Source organism: Bacteroides acidifaciens (assembly GCF_024623065.1).
Taxonomy (GTDB): domain Bacteria; phylum Bacteroidota; class Bacteroidia; order Bacteroidales; family Bacteroidaceae; genus Bacteroides; species Bacteroides acidifaciens.
In genome coordinates, this window is record NZ_JANJZR010000033.1 from 21,903 (window position 1) to 44,303 (window position 22,401).

At 42.8% G+C, this 22,401-nt stretch carries 18 protein-coding genes; 4 read left to right on the top strand and 14 right to left on the bottom strand.

Going from position 1 to position 22,401, the window contains the following annotated elements; translation table 11 throughout:
* Positions 1-210 precede the first annotated feature (210 nt).
* The 3 genes from NSB03_RS11300 to NSB03_RS11310 all read right to left on the bottom strand — a co-directional run bounded on the left by NSB03_RS11300 (position 211) and on the right by NSB03_RS11310 (position 3,030).
* The gene (locus NSB03_RS11300; protein WP_128824403.1) at positions 211-1,293 is read right to left on the bottom strand and encodes a hypothetical protein; all 1,083 of its coding nucleotides are present in this window, start codon (positions 1,291-1,293) and stop codon (positions 211-213) included.
* 104 nt (positions 1,294-1,397) lie between these two features.
* Complete coding sequence (locus NSB03_RS11305) at positions 1,398-2,075, bottom strand: proline and serine-rich protein 1 family protein (protein ID WP_024987897.1); 678 nt, start codon at positions 2,073-2,075, stop codon at positions 1,398-1,400.
* 115 nt (positions 2,076-2,190) lie between these two features.
* Complete coding sequence (locus NSB03_RS11310) at positions 2,191-3,030, bottom strand: CvfB family protein (protein WP_135039249.1); 840 nt, start codon at positions 3,028-3,030, stop codon at positions 2,191-2,193.
* Positions 3,031-3,214: 184 nt separating this feature from the next.
* On the opposite strand from NSB03_RS11310, the gene NSB03_RS11315 reads away from it, so the two are divergent.
* The gene (locus NSB03_RS11315; protein WP_024987898.1) at positions 3,215-4,216 is read left to right on the top strand and encodes a malate dehydrogenase; all 1,002 of its coding nucleotides are present in this window, start codon (positions 3,215-3,217) and stop codon (positions 4,214-4,216) included.
* Positions 4,217-4,497: 281 nt separating this feature from the next.
* On the opposite strand, the gene NSB03_RS11320 is transcribed toward NSB03_RS11315, so the two are convergent.
* The 9 genes from NSB03_RS11320 to rpoN all read right to left on the bottom strand — a co-directional run bounded on the left by NSB03_RS11320 (position 4,498) and on the right by rpoN (position 14,985).
* A complete protein-coding gene (locus NSB03_RS11320; protein ID WP_024987899.1) occupies positions 4,498-4,920 on the bottom strand; it encodes a Fur family transcriptional regulator in 423 nt (140 codons plus the stop codon).
* Positions 4,921-4,927: 7 nt separating this feature from the next.
* Complete coding sequence (locus NSB03_RS11325; RefSeq protein WP_024987900.1) at positions 4,928-6,874, bottom strand: heavy metal translocating P-type ATPase; 1,947 nt, start codon at positions 6,872-6,874, stop codon at positions 4,928-4,930.
* An 82-nt stretch (positions 6,875-6,956) separates the two neighbouring features.
* Entirely contained in the window at positions 6,957-8,228 is a 1,272-nt protein-coding gene (locus tag NSB03_RS11330; protein WP_024987901.1) for an ATP-binding protein, read from the bottom strand.
* A gap of 120 nt (positions 8,229-8,348) precedes the next feature.
* On the bottom strand, positions 8,349-8,978 hold the full coding sequence (locus NSB03_RS11335; RefSeq protein WP_024987902.1) for a porin family protein: 630 nt from the start codon (positions 8,976-8,978) through the stop codon (positions 8,349-8,351).
* Positions 8,979-9,952: 974 nt separating this feature from the next.
* Complete coding sequence (locus NSB03_RS11340; protein WP_257466399.1) at positions 9,953-11,794, bottom strand: 4-hydroxy-3-methylbut-2-en-1-yl diphosphate synthase; 1,842 nt, start codon at positions 11,792-11,794, stop codon at positions 9,953-9,955.
* Complete coding sequence (gene purE / locus NSB03_RS11345; RefSeq protein WP_004296231.1) at positions 11,794-12,303, bottom strand: 5-(carboxyamino)imidazole ribonucleotide mutase; 510 nt, start codon at positions 12,301-12,303, stop codon at positions 11,794-11,796. The genes NSB03_RS11340 and purE overlap by 1 nt, the downstream gene beginning before the upstream one ends.
* A 52-nt stretch (positions 12,304-12,355) precedes the next feature.
* Positions 12,356-12,736, bottom strand: coding sequence for a glycine cleavage system protein GcvH (gene gcvH / locus NSB03_RS11350; RefSeq protein WP_024987904.1), 381 nt, complete (start codon positions 12,734-12,736; stop codon positions 12,356-12,358).
* A 29-nt stretch (positions 12,737-12,765) separates the two neighbouring features.
* Entirely contained in the window at positions 12,766-13,437 is a 672-nt protein-coding gene (locus tag NSB03_RS11355; protein ID WP_024987905.1) for a phosphatase PAP2 family protein, read from the bottom strand.
* Between the two features lie 63 nt (positions 13,438-13,500).
* A complete protein-coding gene (gene rpoN, locus NSB03_RS11360) occupies positions 13,501-14,985 on the bottom strand; it encodes an RNA polymerase factor sigma-54 (RefSeq protein ID WP_024987906.1) in 1,485 nt (494 codons plus the stop codon).
* A 139-nt stretch (positions 14,986-15,124) separates the two neighbouring features.
* Between rpoN and NSB03_RS11365 the strand changes: the two genes are divergently transcribed.
* Together NSB03_RS11365 and NSB03_RS11370 are read left to right on the top strand one after the other, a co-directional pair.
* On the top strand, positions 15,125-16,498 hold the full coding sequence (locus NSB03_RS11365) for an aminopeptidase P family protein (RefSeq protein ID WP_024987907.1): 1,374 nt from the start codon (positions 15,125-15,127) through the stop codon (positions 16,496-16,498).
* Between the two features lie 212 nt (positions 16,499-16,710).
* On the top strand, positions 16,711-18,018 hold the full coding sequence (locus tag NSB03_RS11370) for an acetylxylan esterase (RefSeq protein ID WP_024987908.1): 1,308 nt from the start codon (positions 16,711-16,713) through the stop codon (positions 18,016-18,018).
* A gap of 79 nt (positions 18,019-18,097) precedes the next feature.
* On the opposite strand, the gene NSB03_RS11375 is transcribed toward NSB03_RS11370, so the two are convergent.
* Complete coding sequence (locus NSB03_RS11375; protein WP_024987909.1) at positions 18,098-18,505, bottom strand: hypothetical protein; 408 nt, start codon at positions 18,503-18,505, stop codon at positions 18,098-18,100.
* 221 nt (positions 18,506-18,726) lie between these two features.
* Positions 18,727-20,400, bottom strand: coding sequence for a nucleoside kinase (locus NSB03_RS11380; RefSeq protein WP_024987910.1), 1,674 nt, complete (start codon positions 20,398-20,400; stop codon positions 18,727-18,729).
* Positions 20,401-20,482: 82 nt separating this feature from the next.
* Between NSB03_RS11380 and NSB03_RS11385 the strand changes: the two genes are divergently transcribed.
* A complete protein-coding gene (locus NSB03_RS11385) occupies positions 20,483-22,180 on the top strand; it encodes a Na/Pi cotransporter family protein (protein WP_024987911.1) in 1,698 nt (565 codons plus the stop codon).
* Positions 22,181-22,401: the final 221 nt, after the last annotated feature.

Genomic DNA, 22,401 nt, shown 5'->3' on the forward strand with positions numbered 1-22,401 from the left:
TTCCTTAAAACATATCCGTTTGCGACATCAGATAGATTACAAAACGTTTCGCACAGCAAGGAGTAATAAGTAAAATCGAGGCGGATAGTATCCGCCCCGATATTCCAAGTTACGGGCGACGCCCGGAATAGTCTAGCCGATAAAAAACCGGAGTCTAGTTCTCCTACCACTGAGGAGCAATGAGATTGATATAAATAATAAAGGAATAGGTTATCTTCTTGAACTGCTGCTTCTTTCAGAGGAACGGGAAGAGCTTTGAGTGTTATTACCTCTCGTACTTCCGGAAGAAGAACGTCTTTCTGTTTGTCCGCTGGAAACATTGCTCCGGGTAGAGCTAGAACTACTACGGCTAGAACTACTACGGCTAGAATTACTACGACTAGAATTACCACGACTGGAAGAACGATTGTTTCTTTCGGAACTGTTATTTCTATTATAGGAACCACTACTATTGTTTCGCCTGCTTGAACTTTCCCTTGAGCTGCTACTTGTTTTTCCACTTTCACGGTTCGGACCGGAACTTGCTTCCGGACGGGGACGAGTCGACGTCCCAGGTCGCGTTGTTGTTCCGGGACGAGACGTATCAGGACGAGTAGCTGTGCTTGGACGAGATGTTCCGGGACGTGTTGCCGATGCCCCCGGACGGGAAGAATGACCCGGACGCGTCGGTGCATTATGCGGACGCATGGAAGTATTGGGACGGAACCGGACAGAACCGAAGTCCGAACGACGGTAAGAGTGATATACTCTCTGATCTCTCACCCGGTGCGGTGCAGAGTAATGGTTGAAATTAGTATATCTTCCCCGATAATAGCTTGCATGGTGAAAGTGCGGACGATAATGCGCTCCACAATAAGTACGGTAATGATAAGGCACACCAAAATAAAACAAGCTATGGTTCGGGTAATGGATGTAAACCCTGAAACTCCATTTCCCTCCGGTTACATAAATCGGTCGATAGAAATACTCGGCACCCAAAAACCGGCGATACTGTGCATCGCTCAATACCCAGCGAAGATCGTCGTTACGGATATCCAAAGCTTCATAATAATCATCCAATGCCCATTCGTAACCACGTGCTACGTAATCCATTATATTACGGACAGAATAAATAAAGTCGTAATTAATCTCATACGCATCATTATATTGCTGTGTACTCAAGCTCAATTCATACGCCATCTTATCGGTAAGAAAACGTGTCTCCTTACGTACCTTGCTGGTGCTCATTCCAGCCATTACGGTCATATTGGCAGCCAGACCGACCGCAAAGAGTAAAAACAGTATTCGTTTCATCATTCAATCTCCTATCATTTATTATTCTGATAATATTCCTCAATAAACATGCGTAACATATCTCTATAATCGTACAGTTCTATAACCGTACAGTTAATATAGTATCAATGCTCACTGTATTTCTTCACAAAATCATACATCTTTTTTTTGTTAGAAGAAAATGTCAGACTATTAATCACCATAAAGAAAGCCTCTTTATCCACAATCCGCGGATATATCATTTTCATAATCTTCATTCGCTCATTATCGAACGCATAGAATTTCACCAACTGAAGACATTGATCGGCCGTAAAATCAGAACTAGCCAATGCAGCATTGATTAACGCGATGCGATCTTTCTCGAAAGGCTCATTCTTGACATTATCAAAAAACGCTTGAAAAAGCTGTTTGTTCATTACCCTGTCATACCGATCATAAACCGGGCGATGTCCGCCGTGTTCCGGACGTCCGGGTCTGTTGTCCGGACGCATCTCATCACGTCCATTCACCATTATTTCCATTACACCGTTTCCTTTGAAATAAACACGTTCATTATACAATCTTTCCCCTTTCCATACTCGTTCACCGGGCCGGGTAAACCGGGTGGCATACACTTCGACGGTATAATAGCCCGATTTCAAATTAGCAACGAAACAAGTGGTAGTTGGCAAACTGATTTGGTTTCCTCCCAGATAAACAAGTATCGGAGTATTCCCACCGTCAATACGGATTCCGTTAACAGACTGTGCTTGTAAGGAAAGGGCAGCGAACAGGATGCAGAAACTTATTATAATCTTACGCATAACTTATTTGGTTTTTATTATTTATATCTTTAATCTGATACCACAAAAATAGGGTGAGGAAACTCCCCACCCCAATGATTCTCTCTATTCGTATGTAGGGAAATCCCTATTCTGTTTAGGAATCCGCCAAAACAATGCCATCCTCGTGCAAGGTAATCAGACGTTTCTTATACAAGTCGCCCACTCCTTTCTTAAAGGTTTTCTTGCTGACACCAAACGTGCCGTAGATATCTTCCGCAGGGCTTTTATCATTCAAGTTGATTCGTCCCCCGTGCTCTTTGATATATTCTAGCAGCGTTTTCGAAAAATCGTCAATCTTTTCAAAACCGGGTTTCTGAAGAACCAAATCCACCTTGCCATCTTCACGAACCTGTTTCACAAAAGCTTTCATCTCCATCCCTGTCTCCAACGGACAGAATATTTCATTTTCATACAACAAACCGCTATACATATCATCTATAATTGCCTTAAAGCCTAAGTCCGTCTTCTGCCAGATAAGAATATTCACCTCTGCTCCCGAAGCATATTCCGGCTTTTCTTTCGACAGATAACGTTCCACTTTTGCCGAAGCTACAATACGATAACTCTCTTCATCCACATGTGCATGAACCACATACTTCCGTCCAACCTGCATTTTCATCTTCTGCTCACGGAACGGCACAAACAGGTCTTTCATCAATCCCCAGTTCAGGAAAGCTCCGTATTGATTTACCCAGGAGACTTCCAGACAAGCAAACTGTCCGACTTGCACTAACGGGGTCAGTGTCGTAGCAATCAGCCTCTCATCCATATCCAGATAAAGAAACACATTCAAAATATCCCCTATCTTACAATCCTCGGGCACATAACGGGTAGGCAACAAAATCTCACCTTCTTCCCCACCGTCGAGATATACGCCGAAATCGACTTCTTTCACGACTTCAAGCTGGTTGAACTTTCCTAATTCGATGCTCATATTCTTATCTATTTATTATATAAGATACAAAGATAATCTATTTTGAACAGATCTCTCAACGAGTCAGCTATAACTTTTCGTTATCAGGCAAAACTATTTGCAATGAACAATCTGCTTTCTAATATGTTAACTTTGTAGCGGCAAAAAAGAAAAAGTAAATTATTCACCTTTTAAACATATAAGTATGGAATTTCTAACCAACGAGAAACTTACAATTGTGGGAGCTGCCGGAATGATCGGCTCCAACATGGCACAAACAGCCATGATGATGAAACTCACTCCGAATATTTGTCTCTATGATCCATTCGCACCAGCTTTGGAAGGAGTGGCAGAAGAACTGTATCACTGCGGTTTTGAAGGTGCCAACCTCACCTATACTTCCGACATCAAGGAAGCGCTGACCGGAGCTTCTTATATTGTTTCTTCCGGTGGAGCAGCCCGCAAGGCAGGTATGACCCGCGAAGATCTGTTGAAAGGAAATGCAGAGATTGCCGCCCAATTCGGTAAAGATGTCCGTCAATATTGCCCGAATGTGAAACATATCGTTGTCATCTTCAATCCGGCAGACATCACCGGTTTGATTACCTTATTATATGCAGGCTTGAAACCTTCACAGGTTTCCACATTGGCTGCCCTTGACAGCACCCGCCTGCAAAACGAGCTGGTGAAATACTTCCACATTCCCGCTTCCGACATTCAGAATTGCCGCACCTATGGCGGTCATGGCGAACAAATGGCTGTATTTGCATCTACCACCAAAATAAAAGGAGAACCTTTGACCGATCTCATCGGTACTACCCGCCTTCCGTTGACGGAATGGGAAGCACTGAAAATACGTGTCATCCAAGGTGGAAAGCATATCATCGACCTGCGCGGCCGTTCTTCTTTCCAAAGTCCGGCTTATCTTTCCATTGAAATGATTGCTGCCGCTATGGGCGGACAACCTTTCCGCTGGCCCGCCGGAACGTATGTTTCCAATGGCAAATTCGACCATATCATGATGGCAATGGAAACTTCGATTACTAAAGACGGTGTTATTTATAAAGAAATAGCCGGAACTCCTGCCGAACAGGAAGAACTGGAAAAGAGCTACGAACATCTGTGCAAACTTCGTGACGAAGTGATTGAAATGGGAATCATCCCCGCTATCAAGGACTGGCACACGCTGAATCCTAACATCAAGTAAACATACAATATTAGCGGAAAGCCGGAAAAGAGAAAACACATCTCTTTTCCGGCTTTTATTCCAATTACTCACATATACCCCACGCTTAGTCTATAAATCTTTCAAGACTCCAATTCTAATGACCATGCAAAGTTGGGGATAATTCATCAATTAAAAAAACAGACAAAATGGAAAAAGTACCTAAACTGAAGTTACAGGTACTTAAAGTGCGAAATATAGTGCTTATCCTATCCAAATTAGTGAATGAAATAAACTCCCTATCAAAGTTTATAGAATATCTGTCATTTTTGAGAAGTACATTCGGAACAAATCCCTTTTAGTACATAGTTTATGCTGTGCAAAGTAAATCCTCCAGGCAAATCAATCACCGGGATATGGGTACCTTCCAGGCAGAATGTCCGATGACATTTCTCACAATAAAAATGCGAATGTAAATCCTGTACTACACAATTACAAGAGTTGTCGCAAACGGCATACTTCAACGAGCCACTTCCATCGTCTATGCTATGTATGAGGTGATGAGACAAGAAGAGAGCGATAGTACGGGATATGGTCGATTTATCGACTGTATCGAGCAATGTTTCGAGGTCAAGCAATGACACTGCACGCTCTGCCTGCATCATCTCTTTTATCACCAAAAGCCTTATTGCAGTTGGCTTGATATCTCTTCTGACCAGCTTATCCAAATAAATATCTTTTTCCATCTTTTTCCTATTTTATCATTTTCTGTATTCTGACGGCGTTCATTATGGCAAGTAACGCAACGCCTACATCTGCGAAGACAGCTTCCCAAAGAGTAGCGATTCCACCGGCTCCCAATATCAATACAAGCAGTTTCACTCCGAATGCCAATGAAACATTTTGCCAGATAATCCTGCGTGTCAGCTTTCCTACTTTGATAGCTTCGGCTACTTTCGACGGTTGGTCTGTCTGTATCACGACATCAGCAGTTTCAATAGCCGCATCGCTACCCAATCCACCCATGGCAATACCAACGTGACTTAAAGCAAGCACCGGCGCATCATTCATTCCGTCGCCGACAAATGCAATCCGGTTTGCCTCATCCTGACGCAATTCTTCCAAGTGTTTCACTTTCCCTTCCGGCAGCAAGTCGCCATAGGCTTTCGATATGCCGAGCTTCTCCGCAAAGTTAGTAACAATACTCTGTTTATCACCGGATAATATCTGAATGTTTTTAATATGCAATGCTTTTAAGCGGTCAATAGCTTTCTTTGCATCCTCTTTCAATGTATCCGCTAATAACAAATAACCGACATAATCTGTTCCGATGGCGCAGACTACCATCGTATCGGTAATCTGTAATAACTCTGCCGGATATTTGATATTAAATTTGGATAGCAGACGGCAGTTTCCAACCCATACCGGAGTTCCGTTAATCATTGCCTTCAAACCGAATCCGGCAAATTCTCTTGTACCGGTGACAGGTAGCAGTTCTACGTTTTGTAGCTTTGCATAGTTCACTATGGCTTTAGCAATCGGATGGGTACTGTTGCTTTCTACCGAAGCAACCAGCTTAATCAATTCTTTTTCTTTAATACCGGATGCGGATTTACACTCTTGCACTTCAAAAGTTCCCTGAGTCAGAGTTCCCGTTTTATCAAATACAACCGTATTGATTTTAGTGATTGCATCCAGATAATTACCGCCTTTGAATAAGATTCCCAACCGGGAAGCAGCTCCGATGCCACCAAAATATCCCAACGGAATACTTACTACCAAAGCACACGGGCATGAAATCACCAGAAAGACCAAGGCCCTGTACAGCCAGTCATTAAACACAAATGCAAACTGAGTGTCAATGAATGAATAAACAAACGGAAGGATAACTATCAATATCGCCAGTCCTATGACAATAGGTGTGTAGATGCGTGCAAATTTACGGATAAACAATTCTGCCGGGGCTTTTCGTTCCGAAGCATTTTGCACAAGTTCCAATATCCGGGCAAGCGCACTCTTATCGAATGTTCTTGTCACCTTGATCCGAATCACTTTATCCGTCACAATCATTCCGGCAAGCACTTCTTCGCCTTCGCGAATATTACGGGGGACACTTTCACCTGTCAATGCGGCTGTATTAAAGGCGGCCACTCCGTTGAGCATCACTCCATCCAAAGGAACTCTCTCGCCAGACTTTACCTCTATAATCTCACCGACTTTTACATTCTTCGGGTTTTCTATAATCAGATTGTTATCTCTAAGCACCAAAGCCTTCTCCGGTCTTGCATCCAGCAAAGCCCCAATATTACGTTTCGCTTTATCAACCGCCTTGCCTTGAAATAGTTCGCCGATTGTATAGAACAGCATCACGGCCACCCCTTCCGGATACTCGCCAATATAGAAAGCTCCGATGGTGGCAACAACCATTAGTGTAAACTCACTGAAATAGTCCTTTTCTTTCATGCCCTCCCATGCCTCTTTCAGTACAGGAAGCCCAACCGGGAGATAAGCCACGATATACCAGGCTAAAGCAACATATTCTTTATGAAAAAAGGCGAAATCCAGGGCATTCATTATAATACCGCTAATCAGCAGTATAAATGAAAGCCCTGCCTTCCAATATTCTTGAAATATAAAAATCTTGACTTCAACTTCCTTTTCGGATGCACATTCGTGTGCACAGCAACCACAATGTCCCATATCTTTCATCTTTTAGTTGCTACAAAGGTAGTGAATGATTCGTGCAACAAAGTTGCAAAATCGGTTTTAGCACCTTTCAATGTCAGCAATACCGCAACAGCCATTTCCAAACCGGCACGACTTCTATATCCAACTCATTCCCTGAAATTGTCCTTTCTTCATCCCAAGTAATAATAAAAGTCTTTTTTAAGCCAAAAACTTCCGACATTTTATATAAAGCCCTGACCTCCCGTTCCCGGGTAATCGGATCATCAATGCTATATGATACTTGTATAGCCATTCCTTCATCAGGAATATAAAAGTCTACCTCAATACCCTTATTATAAAAGAACACTCTATCTTCTTTTCCATATCGTTCTATTAAATTTACAGCAACGATATTCTCCAATAGTTTAGTTTCGGCATTTATCAGAAAATTACTAAGCAACCCGTTATCATAAAAATACCTTTTACAACTAGACATGCGTTCAGCTACTGAATCTGTAAAATTAGGAATGTTAAAAGTCAAATAAACATCATTCATATAGGTGAGATAATCTGCCAATGTATTACGGCTGATACCACTACCTGAGGATTTTACAATATGCAATAGTCGTGTCTGCGTAGTTGGCTGCATGACACTTTCAGCAAGCTTCTTTGCCAATAGCCGGATGGCACCGCTATTGCGAATCTCGTTGCGTGCTATAATATCTCCTAGTAAAATCTTTTGATATAACGAATTAATCCATTCCCGTTTATCTATCAAAGAGAACGTTTCGGCAAATCCTCCGAAATGAAAATAGGTATTGAACTGCTTAATGACTTCCAACCGTTGTTCTGGTTCAAATTCCCAGTTTGCTTTCAAGTGAATCTGATGAAAAGTGAGATACTCTGCAAATGAAAAGGGAAATACTTCCCGTATGATATATCGTCCACCCAAAGTAGTGGCAATATCCCTACTAAGCATTCGCGCATTACTTCCGGTAATGAAAACCCTATATTTAGAATCAGCCAGCCTACGAACAAATTTTTCCCATCCGTCAATATTCTGAATCTCATCAAGATATATCAAAGGCTTACGGTTATCATACATTTCAGCATAACACTCCAACAGAAGTCCTAGTTCCGAAGCTTCAATAGAAGAGATACGCTCATCCTCAAAATTAATATAAAGACAGTCTTCAAAAGTCACTTTGCCCAATTTTACAAGATTCTGTATATCCTGATACATTTGATAAGACTTACCCGCACGACGAATACCAACCAGAACATAATTCGCCTGCTCCTCAAAATATATCGGTCTTTCAACCAGCTGAATCTTACTAATTTCTTGCTGACGCTCGACTATAATTGCCTTTATTATTCGTTTTTCCATAAAATATGCTCTTTATATTGCACAAATATAGCAAAATTATGCTCAATATATTAAGCAACGCCCTCTTTTTCTCTATCGTAACAATCTTTCCTAGTTCTGTTTCGACCTTCAACCTATTTTTCAGAACATATATCCCAATGAAATCATCAGGTTTCTGTTCTTCATTCCTAAATCTTTTGCCACTTCTACCAAACCGAAATCATAGCTTATAGCAAACTGATATTTCTTACTGAACTCAACACCGGCTTTCAAACCAAGACCAAAATCAAATCGTTTTAATCCGTCATTTCCAAATATATCTTCGGATGCAGAGTCAGTGTCCAACTCTTCTAAATCGGCAATGCTACCGTCTACTTTTGCTTTTACCTTTCCAAACAAGCCGACAGCAATATAGGGTCCCACACTACCAAATAATGCAAAGTCGTCATTTACTGCATATTTATAACCAACATGCACCGGAACCTCCAAATAATACGGATTAAATTTAATACTTGCAAGTGAACCACCATCAACCTTCGCACCTTTTAATGTCAGTAACGCTGCAAAATCCATATATGCCCCGCTCGCTTCCTGAGACAACCCTAATTCGGCTTTTACACCTGCATGAAAACCGATCCTGCTGTCAAAGCCGGTAATAGTGTATTTGCTGACATTCATACCTGCCATCACACCCCATTTCAGGTTATCTTGCGCGTTGACACTCACTACACTCATCGCCACTAAAACGAAAAATAACAAAACTTTTTTCATAAGAATAAACAATTTAATTATTAGTTAGAAATTATATGCTGCAAATATAATGAAACAAGTTTGATCTATTACGGAAAATCAATAATTTCTCAACAATCAGGCAATGGTGGACCGCTTACGAGAAATCACCAATGAAAATATCCAAGAATGTGTTTTCAAAGATTTCGGATTATGGAAACCGGAGATCTTGAACGAGGTAAGTGATATATCAAATAAAAGGCATGCCATATACATTGAATTTCTACCGATTGCCTGGAAAGCTCCATGCGACGGTGTACAAATTTCTCATACATCAAAAATAGTATTCTCATAGTCTAATCATCAACGCTTAATAAGCTACAGCAAAGCCGCCGTCCGCCTTCATCATAACCAACTGATTATCAAAGATTATATTACTATAATCAATAGATTTTCAATAAGACATCTCTATCGTTCCACTCCAGTGAACAGACTCGTTCACTAGAGTGCACAGGTCTATTCACTCTAGTGCAACGTTCTGTTCACTGGAGTGGAACAATACATATGAAGGCAGAAAAACACAACAATGTCAGTTATGAAAGATATGTTATCTACTGAGTCAACATACAAACTACGGCTATGTTGACCTACACGCATTAGTATCCTGAAACAAAGACAAGCATAATATGCAGCATGAGAAATGCAAAATAAAGTATGAGAAATACCTTCTTTTAAAGCATTTTAGAGGTATAAACTATGAGAAATGCATGTAAATATTTTAATTCTCATAGTATATACACCTAATTATCAAGCAAATAACATTATTAATGAGAATATGAGAAATGATTTTGCTTTTTTCTTATAGGAGGGAATCCCTTCCCTAAGTTCAAAAATGACAGTCGTTACCGGTCGTCGTAGAATTGGGAAGACAAGCCTCATCATGAAAATCAGGCACGGATGATAGAGTTTCTATGAGAGCAGTCACTCATCACCTGTCATCCGTGCCCAATATAATATCATTGCTGGTTTTCTTCCTGGTCTGTACGGATAAACTCCAGCAATCTTTCTACCGCCTCTTCTTCAGGAATATTCTTTTCTACACAGGCCTTGCCTTTATAAAGACTGATTTTACCCCGTCCGGCACCGACATAACCGTAGTCAGCATCTGCCATTTCACCGGGGCCATTCACGATACAGCCCATGATACCGATTTTCAATCCTTTCAGGTGTGAGGTAGCAGCCTTGATGCGGGCAATCGTTGCCTCCAAGTCGTAGAGCGTACGACCGCAACCGGGACAAGAGATATATTCTGTCTTAGAGGTACGGGTACGTCCGGCCTGCAAGATTCCGAAAGCAGTGGCGTCGACAACAGCATGGCTCAGGTTACCTTGATTGAACAGGAAGATGCCATCGCAAAGTCCGTCAAAAATCAATGCGCCCATATCGGCGGCAGATTTTATTTGCAAATCCTCTGCATTATCTTCTGCATAATGTTGGAAGAAAACAACCGGATTCTGCAAACCTTCCGTTGTCAGTTGATGCACCAATGCACGGTGTTCGCCCAAACGGTTCGGATGATTGCTTTGGGAAACAATGACCACTTCCGGATGTTGCTTCAGACAGGCGATTACTTCTTCTGTCTGTGCCATATAAGGCATGAACAGGAATTTGAGTTCCGCATTGCATCCGCCCATCAGCGGTAATTGCACATGATTAAAGGCAGGCCAAGTTCCGGTTTCCCCTTGCCATACGTCTGCATCGAGGATATATTCCACGCCTTCTTCCCGTTGCTCGGGCAAGGCTCTTCCGGCATAAATATAGTCCGGAGTGAATTGCGGATTTACTTCCGTCTTTCCATCCATGCGGTCGGCAATGACTACGGGCACATGTTCGCCTCCGATGTTACGGACCGCTTTTGTCTTCCGGCGTTCAGGAGACAGGTAATTGAAATCCGGTGCTTCCAAGCCCGGAATATAGGGATGTCCCTGCCTCAACAGAACATAACCCACCAATTTACGGGCTACCGGAATTTCAGCTTCGGGTGCTTCACTCAAAGATACGCGGATGGTATCGCCCAACCCGTCGCTCAACAATGCTCCGATGCCGAGAGCAGACTTGATACGCCCGTCCTCACCGTCTCCGGCTTCTGTCACTCCGAGGTGCAATGGGAAAGCCATCCCCTCTTTTTCCATGACGTCCACCAACAGACGAACGGTTTTCACCATGACCACTGTATTGGAAGCTTTGATGGAAATCACCACATCTGTGAAGTTCTCCGCTACACAGATACGAAGGAATTCCATACAGGATTCCACCATTCCTTCGGGAGTATCACCATAACGTGACATAATGCGGTCGGACAAAGAACCGTGGTTCACCCCGATACGGATAGCCGTGTGGTTCTCCTTGCAGATATTCAGAAAAGGGACAAACCGGTCGTGAATCTTGCGTATCTCCTGAGCGTACTCTTCGTCTGTATATTCCAGTTTCTTAAAAGTACGCGCAGCATCTACATAGTTTCCCGGATTGATACGCACCTTTTCCGCATATTGGGCAGCTACATCCGCCACTTTCGGATTGAAATGCACATCGGCAACCAATGGAACCATATATCCCTGACTGCGCAGCCCGATATTGATATTCATCAGATTCTCTGCTTCCTTGACACCCTGCGTTGTGAGGCGGACATACTCGCCACCTGCATCAACAATACGTTTCGCCTGTTCCACACAAGCCGACGTGTCCTGCGTAGACGTATTAGTCATCGACTGGACACGAATAGAATTGGGGCCGCCCAACGGCACAGCCCCAATATTTACTTCTGTGGTTTCTCTTCGAAAATAATTGAATAGATCCATTAGTTCGTTTTATATTCAAACTTAACTTCTTTCAGTTCTTCGTTTGCTTTTACGATTTTCTTTTTCAGTCCTTCTTTGTAAGCAGCAAAAGCTTCCGCCAGTTTCTCGTCACTCAATGCCAACATCTGAATGGCAAGGATAGCGGCATTCATCGCTCCGTTTATAGCAACCGTTGCCACAGGAATGCCCGGAGGCATCTGAATGATAGAATAAAGTGCGTCTACACCATCGAGCACGGAACCTTTTACGGGTACCCCGATCACCGGCAGTGTAGTGTTGGCTGCAATTACACCGGGAAGGGCGGCAGCCATTCCGGCAGCGGCGATAATCACTTTAATGCCACGGTTGCGGGCATTCTTTGCAAACTCTTCCACAGCTTCAGGCGTGCGGTGAGCAGAAAGTGCGTTCATTTCGAACGGTACATGCATATCATTCAGCAGTTGCGCAGCCTTCTCCATAACAGGAAGGTCGGACGTGCTACCCATGATAATACTTACAATTGGAGTCATTTTGATTTACTATTTTACGATTTACTATTTACAATTTAAAGTGAGGTAAGAATTATCCGTTTACCACAGCTTTATACGCTTCGGCATCCAGCAGGTCCTCAACGGCTTTCGGGTCTGCCGGTTTCATTTTAATCAGCCAGCCTTCGCCATAAGGATCTTTGTTCACCAGCTCCGGATTTTCTTCCAATGCCTCGTTTTGTTCGAGCACCTCACCTGCTACAGGCAGGAAAAGATCGGAAATTGTTTTCACTACTTCGATGGTTCCGAATGTCTCACCGGCTTCCAACGTTTCGCCAACAGTAGGTATGTCTACAAATACAATATCACCCAGTTGTTCCTGAGCATAGTCTGTGATACCAACATAAGCAATTTCTCCTTCAATGCGAATCCATTCGTGTTCGCTTGTGTACTTCAAATTCTGTGGAAAGTTCATAATAATTAGTTTTTAGGATTTATACTATTTTAAAACAAAAATACTCGAAATAATAGGTTCATCATCGGATGGAGCACCAAAAGAGCACATATCAGTCCGACAGCAAAACCGGAAAGCACCTCACCCAACGTATGATGTCCCAAGATAATCCGTGCAGAACCGAGTATGCCGGCTATCAATATAAACAGGCATAACCACACTACCGGATTATAACCGAATAATGCACTGAAAGATACCAGTCCGCCTATCACGCCACCTATCCCGGCCATATGCTCGCTCAGTTTCCATTTTAGATTTACTCCGATACAAATGACGGACACGAGCAAAGAGGTCAGGATGATGCCTGTCATATACCAAGGGATATTCAGTTTGCGCATCATCAGCCAGCAGAACACGTATGAGATGATAGTCAGCAGAATCGGTATATAACGCTTCTTACGTTCGCTCAGTTCCTGACGGTCAAATCCATTGATTTTACGAAACAGGAAAATCGTGATGGTAGGTGTCAGTATGGTGAAACAATAGATGATTCCCAACACAATCAGCTTATACTGCATCGGCATGATACGAAGATAAGAAAATAGGAATAACACCAGGAATGATAAAAACGGGATAGAAAATGGGGTGAACACCATTGAAGTGATTCGCGCCACTTGCAACATTGTCTTATCCGCTATGATATGTTCTCTTTCTCTGTCCACTCTTTTTTTTATTACTGATTACTAATTACAAAATTATAATTCTCTTACGGACCCGAGCGACTATTATTTCCTTAGTCGCGCAACCGGAATATTCAACTGCTGGCGATATTTCGCTACCGTCCGGCGGGCAATAGGATATCCTTTTTCTTTCAGGATGTCTGCCAGTTCATCATCCGTCAGCGGTTTCTTCTTGTCTTCGCTGTCGATACACTCTTTCAGAATCTTGCGAATCTCGCGGACAGACATCTCCTCTCCGTCTTCCGTTGTATATCCGTCAACAAAAAAGAATTTAAGCTGATAGATACCGAAATTCGTCTGCACATATTTACTGTTGCTGACACGGGAGATGGTCGATATATCCAGCCCTGTACGTTCGGCCACATCTTTCAGAATCATCGGCTTCAACAGCGATTCGTCTCCTTCGAGAAAGAAAGGCCGTTGCAGGTCAACAATTGCCTGCATAGTAGTCATCAATGTATTCTGACGCTGCTTGATGGCATCGATGAATCCTTGTGCCGCGTCCATCTTCTGTTTCAGGAACATCATCGCTTCCTTGGATTCTTTCGACTGATTGGCCTTATTCTTGGTATGTTCTTCCACCATTTCCGTAAAGTCCCGGCTCATACGGAGTTCGGGGACATTGCGGTTATTGAGGCTTATATTAATCGTTCCGTCATCATATGTTTCTACGATGAAATCGGGAATAATCTGCTGAAGGTTTCTGCCGATTGCTTCTCCCAAAGAAGCACCCGGACGGGGATTCAATTTGGTAATCTCACTGATAACCTCTTTGAATGTCTCTTCGTCAATATCCAATTTCTTTATAATCTTTTCCCAATGCTTACGTGTGAATTCTTCATAACAGTCACGAATCACACGTTCTTCAAGGCCGAGTATAGGATTGGGCTCTTTTTCTTCATCTTTCTTCCGGCAAATCTGTATCAGCAGACATTCCTGAAGGCTACGGGCACCGATACCTGCCGGGTCAAAGTCCTGCAAGATGCACAATGCTTCTTCGAGTTCTTCCTCTGTCGATTCTATGCCGGCATAAATTGCCAGTTCGTCACAGATGCTCTCCAGAGACTTGCGAAGCAGACCGTCATCATCCAACGAACCGATCAGGTATTCCACCAGGTCACTCTGATGTTCGGTCAGGTTGCGTTCACGCAACTGTTCTTTCAGAATTTCATAAAAAGAGGTGGTGTCGGAGAAAGGTATATTTTCCGCCTGATCGTCCTTCGAGCGGTTGTTCTCCTGCAGTTTGTAATCGGGAATGTCGTCTTCGGTGAGGTAATCACTTAAAGAATCATAGTCGTTAGCATCATTCTCCATACCGTCTGCCACACTGTCGGCATCGGAATATTCATCGGTGGCATTTTCTTCTTTACCTTCTTCAAGTGCCGGATTTTCAAGCAGTTCGGCATGGATACGGTCTTCCAGCTCCACTGCGGGAAGTTCTAACAGTTTCACGACCAGAATCTGCTGAGGCGAGAGCGTCTGTACTTGCTGTTGCGCCTGAGATTGTATTTGACGGGAACCTTGTGCCATATTCGTTTTTGCTTTCTACTATTTCTCGCTACAAAAGTAACTTTTTAACGAGAGATTACACAGATTAAGGGGATTATTTTTAATCCTATAACACAAAATTCCTTATCTTTGTTGCATGAACTAAAAAAATTAGGACCATATGTTTGCCAAAGAAACGTATATGCAGCGGAGAGCCCTGCTGAAAAAGAATATAGGCTCTGGAGTATTGTTATTTCTTGGAAATGACGAGTGCGGATTGAATTACGAGGATAACACATTCCGTTATCGACAGGATTCCACTTTCCTCTATTATTTCGGACTTTCATGCGCCGGACTTTCAGCAATCATAGATATCGATGAAGACAAAGAAATCATTTTCGGTGATGAACTGTCTATTGATGCTATCGTATGGATGGGGTCACAACCGACATTGCACGATAAATGCGAACGTGTGGGTGTGGCTGATTTAATGCCGTCTGCCGAGATTGTAAGCTATCTTCATAAATGCGTGCAGAAAGGAAAAGCAATTCATTATCTGCCCCCTTACCGTCCCGAACATAAGCTAAAACTAATGGACTGGCTGGGGATACCGCCTGCACGCCAGGAAGGTTCTGTTCCATTCATCCGTGCCGTCGTCGCTCAACGTAATTATAAATCAGAAGAAGAAATCGTAGAAATAGAAAAGGCTTGTGACGTGACTGCCGATATGCATATCACAGCCATGAAGGTGCTTCGTCCGGGCATGTACGAATATGAGGTAGTAGCAGAAATGAACCGGGTGGCAGAATCCAACAACTGCCAGCTCTCTTTTGCCACAATTGCCACTATCAACGGCCAAACGCTGCACAACCATTACCACGGTAATCTCGTGAAACCGGGTGACTTGTTTTTAATTGACGCCGGTGCGGAAGTTGAATCAGGATATGCGGGCGATATGTCGTCTACGGTGCCTGCCGACAAGAAATTCACGACCCGCCAGCGTGAAGTGTACGAAATTCAAAATGCGATGCATCTCGAATCGGTGAAAGCTCTCCGTCCGGGAATTCCTTATATGGAAGTTTACGAATTGTCCGCCCGCGTGATGGTAGAAGGCATGAAAGCTCTCGGACTGATGAAAGGAAATGCCGAGGATGCTGTTCGCGAAGGCGCTCATGCCCTGTTCTATCCGCATGGATTAGGTCATATGATGGGATTGGATGTACACGATATGGAAAATCTGGGTGAGATATGGGTAGGATACAACGGTCAGCCGAAGAGTACCCAGTTCGGTCGTAAGTCACAACGTCTCGCCATTCCGCTGGAACCGGGATTTGTACATACCGTGGAACCGGGCATTTACTTTATCCCCGAACTGATTGATATGTGGAAAGCGGAAAAGAAATTTGCCGATTTCATCAACTATGACGTGGTGGAGACTTACAAGGACTTTGGCGGCATCCGTAACGAAGAAGATTATCTGATTACAGAAACCGGCGCTCGCAGACTGGGCAAGAAAATTCCTTTGACTCCGGAAGAAGTAGAAGCCTTAAGATAAAAGTTTTCTGTCGGAATCTAACGATATTATATCTATCATACAATAGCGGAAGTTTTTCACTCGGATGAAAAACTTCCGCTATTTTTGTCAAAGTACCAAATAATCCATTTAATTGCACATTTTTTCTACACTCTCTTTGCCGAATCTTCCGTAATATTGCATCAGAATTTAATTACTTACTTTTATATTTATATACAATGATGAACAATACCATGAAGAAACTACTCTTATCCGTATGTCTACTGTCAGCAATCTTGTTATCTGCCGTAGCCGAAAACTATCCTTATAGAAGCGATGTGCTTTGGGTTACTGTTCCCAACCATGCCGACTGGATTTATAAGACAGGAGAAAAAGCGACCGTGGAAGTACAATTCTATAAATATGGTATTCCCGGAGATAACGTAGTTGTCAACTATGAAATAGGCGGAGACTTGATGCCTGCCGATACAAAGGGAAGTGTTACACTCAAAAACGGCAAAGCCATAATTCCTATCGGCACAATGAAAGAGCCCGGATTCCGCGATTGCCGCCTGAAGGCAACAGTGGACGGAAAAACGTATTCGCATCATGTCAAAGTCGGTTTCTCACCGGAAAAGCTTAAGCCATATACTGCTATGCCCGCCGATTTCAACGATTTTTGGGAAAAGGCTAAAACGGAACAAAAAGAGTTTCCACTGACTTACACGAAAGAGCACGTAGAAAAGTATTCTACGGACAAAATAGATTGTTATCTCGTGAAATTACAACTGAATAAAGGCGGGCAATGCATCTATGGCTATTTATTCTACCCCAAGAAAGAAGGAAAATTCCCTGTGGTATTGTGTCCTCCGGGAGCAGGCATCAAAACGATTAAAGAACCTTTGCGCCATAAATATTATGCGGAACAAGGCTACATCCGCTTTGAAATAGAGATACACGGGCTTAATCCGGAAATGAGTGAACAGGAATTTAAAGAAATCAGCAATGCATTCAATGGCAGAGGAAACGGGTATTTAAACAATGGTTTGGACAACCGTGACAATTACTACATGAAACGGGTATATCTGGCTTGTGTCCGCAGCATCGATTTCTTAACTTCCTTACCGGAATGGGACGGCAAGAACGTGATTGTTCAAGGGGGAAGCCAAGGTGGCGCATTAGCTTTAATCACTGCCGGACTTGACCAGCGTGTCACCGCTTGCGTCGCCAATCATCCCGCATTAAGTGATATGGCAGGATATAAGGCAGGCCGTGCAGGTGGTTATCCGCACTTTTTCAAAAGAGCAACGGGTATGGATACGCCTGAAAAGATAAAGACAATGGCTTATTACGATGTAGTGAACTTCGCAAAGCTAATCAAAGCGGACACTTATATGACATGGGGGTTCAATGATGACGTATGTCCTCCGACCACCAGTTATATTGTTTACAATGTATTGAACTGCCCGAAAGAGGCGTTGATAACTCCAATTAACGAGCATTGGACTTCAAATGATACCGAATACGGGCATTTGCTTTGGATAAAGAAGCATCTGAAATAAAATTTTGCCACTGATTACACAGGCACATACCTGTATAATCAGTGGCAAAACTCTGCTTCTTAAATTCTTTTACCTGTCTTTAATCATCCCAATCAGATAAAGGCAACGTTTTCTTCCCGTACCACTTCATCCATGCATACGATTTTCTTTTTCTGATATAAAGCGTATCGCCGCAATTCTCTATCGCTTCCCAATCGAAAACGGAATGAGGACGGAATGACTTTTCCAGCCAGTAAAACACATGATAAGTCATAAAAGGGAGTATCATCCACCACCATGAATACACTAATGACAAGACTAAGGCAGGCAACAGTGTCAAAAGAAAGCACTCCCAAAACTGCCTTGCATGAATCCGTAGCTCCATGTCTTCCCAAACTTCCAAATACTTATATCGGGTAAAGAAAAAACCACCGAACATAAAATAATGACTCTTATTCCTCTCTTTTCCTAAGAACCATTTTGCTAAAAGATTGTTATAAAAAATCATATTCTCTCTCTTTCTTTATTGTATGTAGATTCATAACATAATAAACTATTAAAGGTTCAATGTTTTAAAGTTTAATAGAAGGTCCAGACACTATTTTTCGGAAATAGAGTCCAATCATCATCTATTTTGTATTTCCTTTGCGTTTTTACAGCACAAAAAAAAGTCCTTGTGTTCTCATTGTAAAAAACACAAGGACCAACAATTGTTTATTATATTTCTACTTAATATTTAAAGCTGCTCCCCCCCAAAAACTCGCGAAGCAGGGAAGTCGGCGGAATTTCCTTATCCTGTACCGGAACAAAATATTTAATGAATTTCAGCAACCGGTAGGCTTCACAATATTCGGGACAATTGCGCGGAACTCCCATCAAAATAGGCTCGGCATGCAGACGAAGAACGGCAAATTCAAAAAGCAATGCCGAATTGAACATGACATCGGCATTCTCTTGATAAGGGAATATCCACTTGTCTTCACCGGCACGTACACTAGGCCAGCGTGAAATGGTTTCGCGGGCGGAATATCCACGATAATTAAAGTCACGGATAATACGGCGCAACAGACGGTTATCTGTGGTCGGAATCCAGTTATGGTCGTCCAGGGAAATGGTAGTCAGTGCAGATACGTAAATCTTAAACTTGCGTTCAGCCGGAATATGGGGAGTCAGTTCCGGATTCAAGGCATGAATACCCTCCAGAATTAAAATCGTGTTATCTTCTATTTTCAGTTTGTCACCTTTATACTCTTTCTTGCCAAGGGAAAAGTTGAAACGGGGAAGTTCCACTTCTTCGCCACGCAGCAGAGCTTGCAATTGCCGGTTGAACAAATCCAGGTCAAGAGCGTAAAGTGATTCATAATCGTAGTTTCCGTTTTCATCCAGAGGGGTGTCTTCACGGTCTACGAAATAGTTGTCCAAAGAAATGGGATAGGGTTTCAAACCGTTTGTCATCAACTGGATAGAGAGCCGTTTGCTAAAAGTAGTTTTTCCCGAAGACGAGGGCCCGGCAATCAAGACAAGTTTCACACGGTTGCCGTTTTCTCCACGGTGGAAGATGGTATCGGCTATCTGAGCTATCTTCTTCTCCTGCAAGGCTTCGGCCACATTAATCAAATCTGTGGCGTGCCCTTCTTCACAAGCCAGGTTAAAGTCTCCGGCGTTGTTGAGTCCCATAATGTAACTCCAGTTCAGATATTCCTTAAAGACGTCCAGCATCTTCTCCTGCTTCACAACATCTTCCAATACTTCGGGATTCTCGCGGCTCGGAACCCGAAGAAGCAGTCCATCGTAATATTTCACGATGTCGAACAACTTAATATATCCGGTACTAGGCAGCAGATTACCATAATAATAATCGACCGTATCGCCCAGCGTATAATAATAGGTATAGAGAGAGCCGGAAGTTTCGAGCAGCCGCACTTTGTCATTCATCCCCCGTTCACCGAATACGCGTACAGCTTCCGCCGTATGACACTCAATGCGGTGATAAGGAATGTTTTCGGCAATAATTTCCTGCATACGCTGCTTGATGCGTTTCACATCTTCCAGTTCAATAGGACGCCCGATACGCAAATTGCAGAAATAGCCCTTTGACACAGGATGTTCTACGAATAACTTTCCGTCGGGATACAACTCCGTGACAGCCTTGAACAAAACAAAACAGAGCGAACGTACATAGGTACGCATACCGGACTGGTCCCTTACATCCAGAAACTCTATATCCTTATTGTTATATACCCTAAAATTAAGTCCCTCAGAGCGGTTATTGACTTTAGCGCTAACCACTTGATAAGGAAAATTAAGATTAAAACCGTAATAAATATCCAAAAGTGAGCTCCCGATAGGGAATTCTTTGGAAATATTGTTATTTTTGCAACATATTTGTAACATCTGTTTCATCGACTTCGTTAAAAGGTGAATAATTTGGGACTAATATACTTATAATCAGACTGAGAACAAATAACCATTAAAAATATTATAGATGGAATATTCTTTTTATGATTTTTTAAAGCTCATAGGTTCATTAGGGCTCTTCCTGTACGGAATGAAGATAATGAGTGAAGGCTTGCAAAAGGTCGCGGGTGACAGACTACGAAGTATCTTGACGGCAATGACTACCAACAGGGTAACGGGAGTTTTAACAGGTGTGTTAATCACAGCCCTTATCCAATCTTCTTCAGCGACGACGGTAATGGTCGTGAGTTTCGTTAATGCCGGGTTGCTTACTCTTGCCGAATCTATCAGTGTCATCATGGGTGCCAACATCGGTACTACGGTCACTGCCTGGATTATCTCAATTTTCGGATTTAAGGTTGACATGGCCGCCTTTGCCCTTCCGCTTCTAGCCATCGCCCTTCCGCTTATCTTCTCGGGCAAAAGTAACCGCAAATCTGTCGGTGAATTCATTTTCGGTTTTTCTTTCCTCTTCATGGGGCTTTCTTATCTGAAAGCAAATGCACCCGACTTGAATGCCAACCCGGAAATGCTCGCCTTTGTACAGAACTACACGGATATGGGATTTTTCTCCATTCTCCTGTTCCTATTCATCGGTACGATACTGACCATGATTGTACAGGCTTCTGCCGCCACGATGGCAATTACGCTGATTATGTGTGCCAACGGATGGATTAGCCTGGAACTGGGAGCAGCCCTCGTACTGGGAGAAAATATCGGAACAACAATCACCGCCAATCTTGCCGCATTAACAGCCAATACACAGGCTAAACGGGCAGCATTGGCGCATTTTGTTTTTAATGTGTTCGGTGTCATCTGGGTATTGATTATCTTCCACCCTTTCATGCAACTGGTGAACTGGGTGGTAGACACTTTCTTCCAAAGCAGCAACCCCGAAGTTGCCATCTCATACAAACTGTCCGCTTTCCACTCTATCTTCAATATCTGTAACGTATGTATCTTGATATGGGCCGTGAAGCTGATTGAACGTACCGTATGTGCTTTAATCCACCCGAAGGAAGAGGACGAAGAACCAAGACTACGGTTTATCACCGGCGGTATGCTGTCTACGGCGGAGCTTTCCATTCTTCAGGCACGCAAGGAGATTCATCTTTTTGCAGAACGTACCCATCGTATGTTCGGCATGGTGCAGGACTTGCTGCATACGGAAAAGGATGATGATTTCAACAAACTATTCAGCCGGATAGAGAAATACGAGAATATCAGTGACAATATGGAGTTGGAAATAGCCAACTATCTGAACCAGGTATCCGAGGGTCGTCTGAGTTCCGAAAGTAAGTTACAGATACGTGCCATGCTACGTGAAGTGACGGAGATTGAAAGTATCGGAGACAGTTGTTACAACCTGGCACGTACCGTCAACCGGAAACGTCAGACAAACCAGGACTTTACCGAAAAACAATACGAGCATATCCATTTCATGATGAAGCTGACGAATGACGCTCTTGCACAAATGATTGTGGTGGTAGAGAAAACGGAACATCAGAGTATTGACATCAACAAGTCTTTCAATATTGAAAACGAAATCAATAATTACCGCAACCAACTGAAGAATCAGAATATCCTGGATGTGAACAACAAGGAATATGATTATCAGATGGGAGTTTACTACATGGACATTATCGCCGAATGTGAGAAACTGGGTGATTATGTGGTAAATGTGGTAGAAGCGAGCAGTGATGTAAAAGAAAAGAAGGCTTCCTGATAAAAAAACAAATAACAGAAAAGGAGAATCACTAATGTCAATGCATAGAACTGATTCTCCTTTTTTTATTTATCCATTGTATCCCTTAATCTCATAATTCAGGGAGTTCTTGGTTCAAGCCCAAGTAGAACAACCTCTTAAAAATCAAGCAGTTACGAATCCAATCGTAGCTGCTTTTTCTTTTGTCTTGAACACAAATCCGAACCAAACCCAAAAAGGTT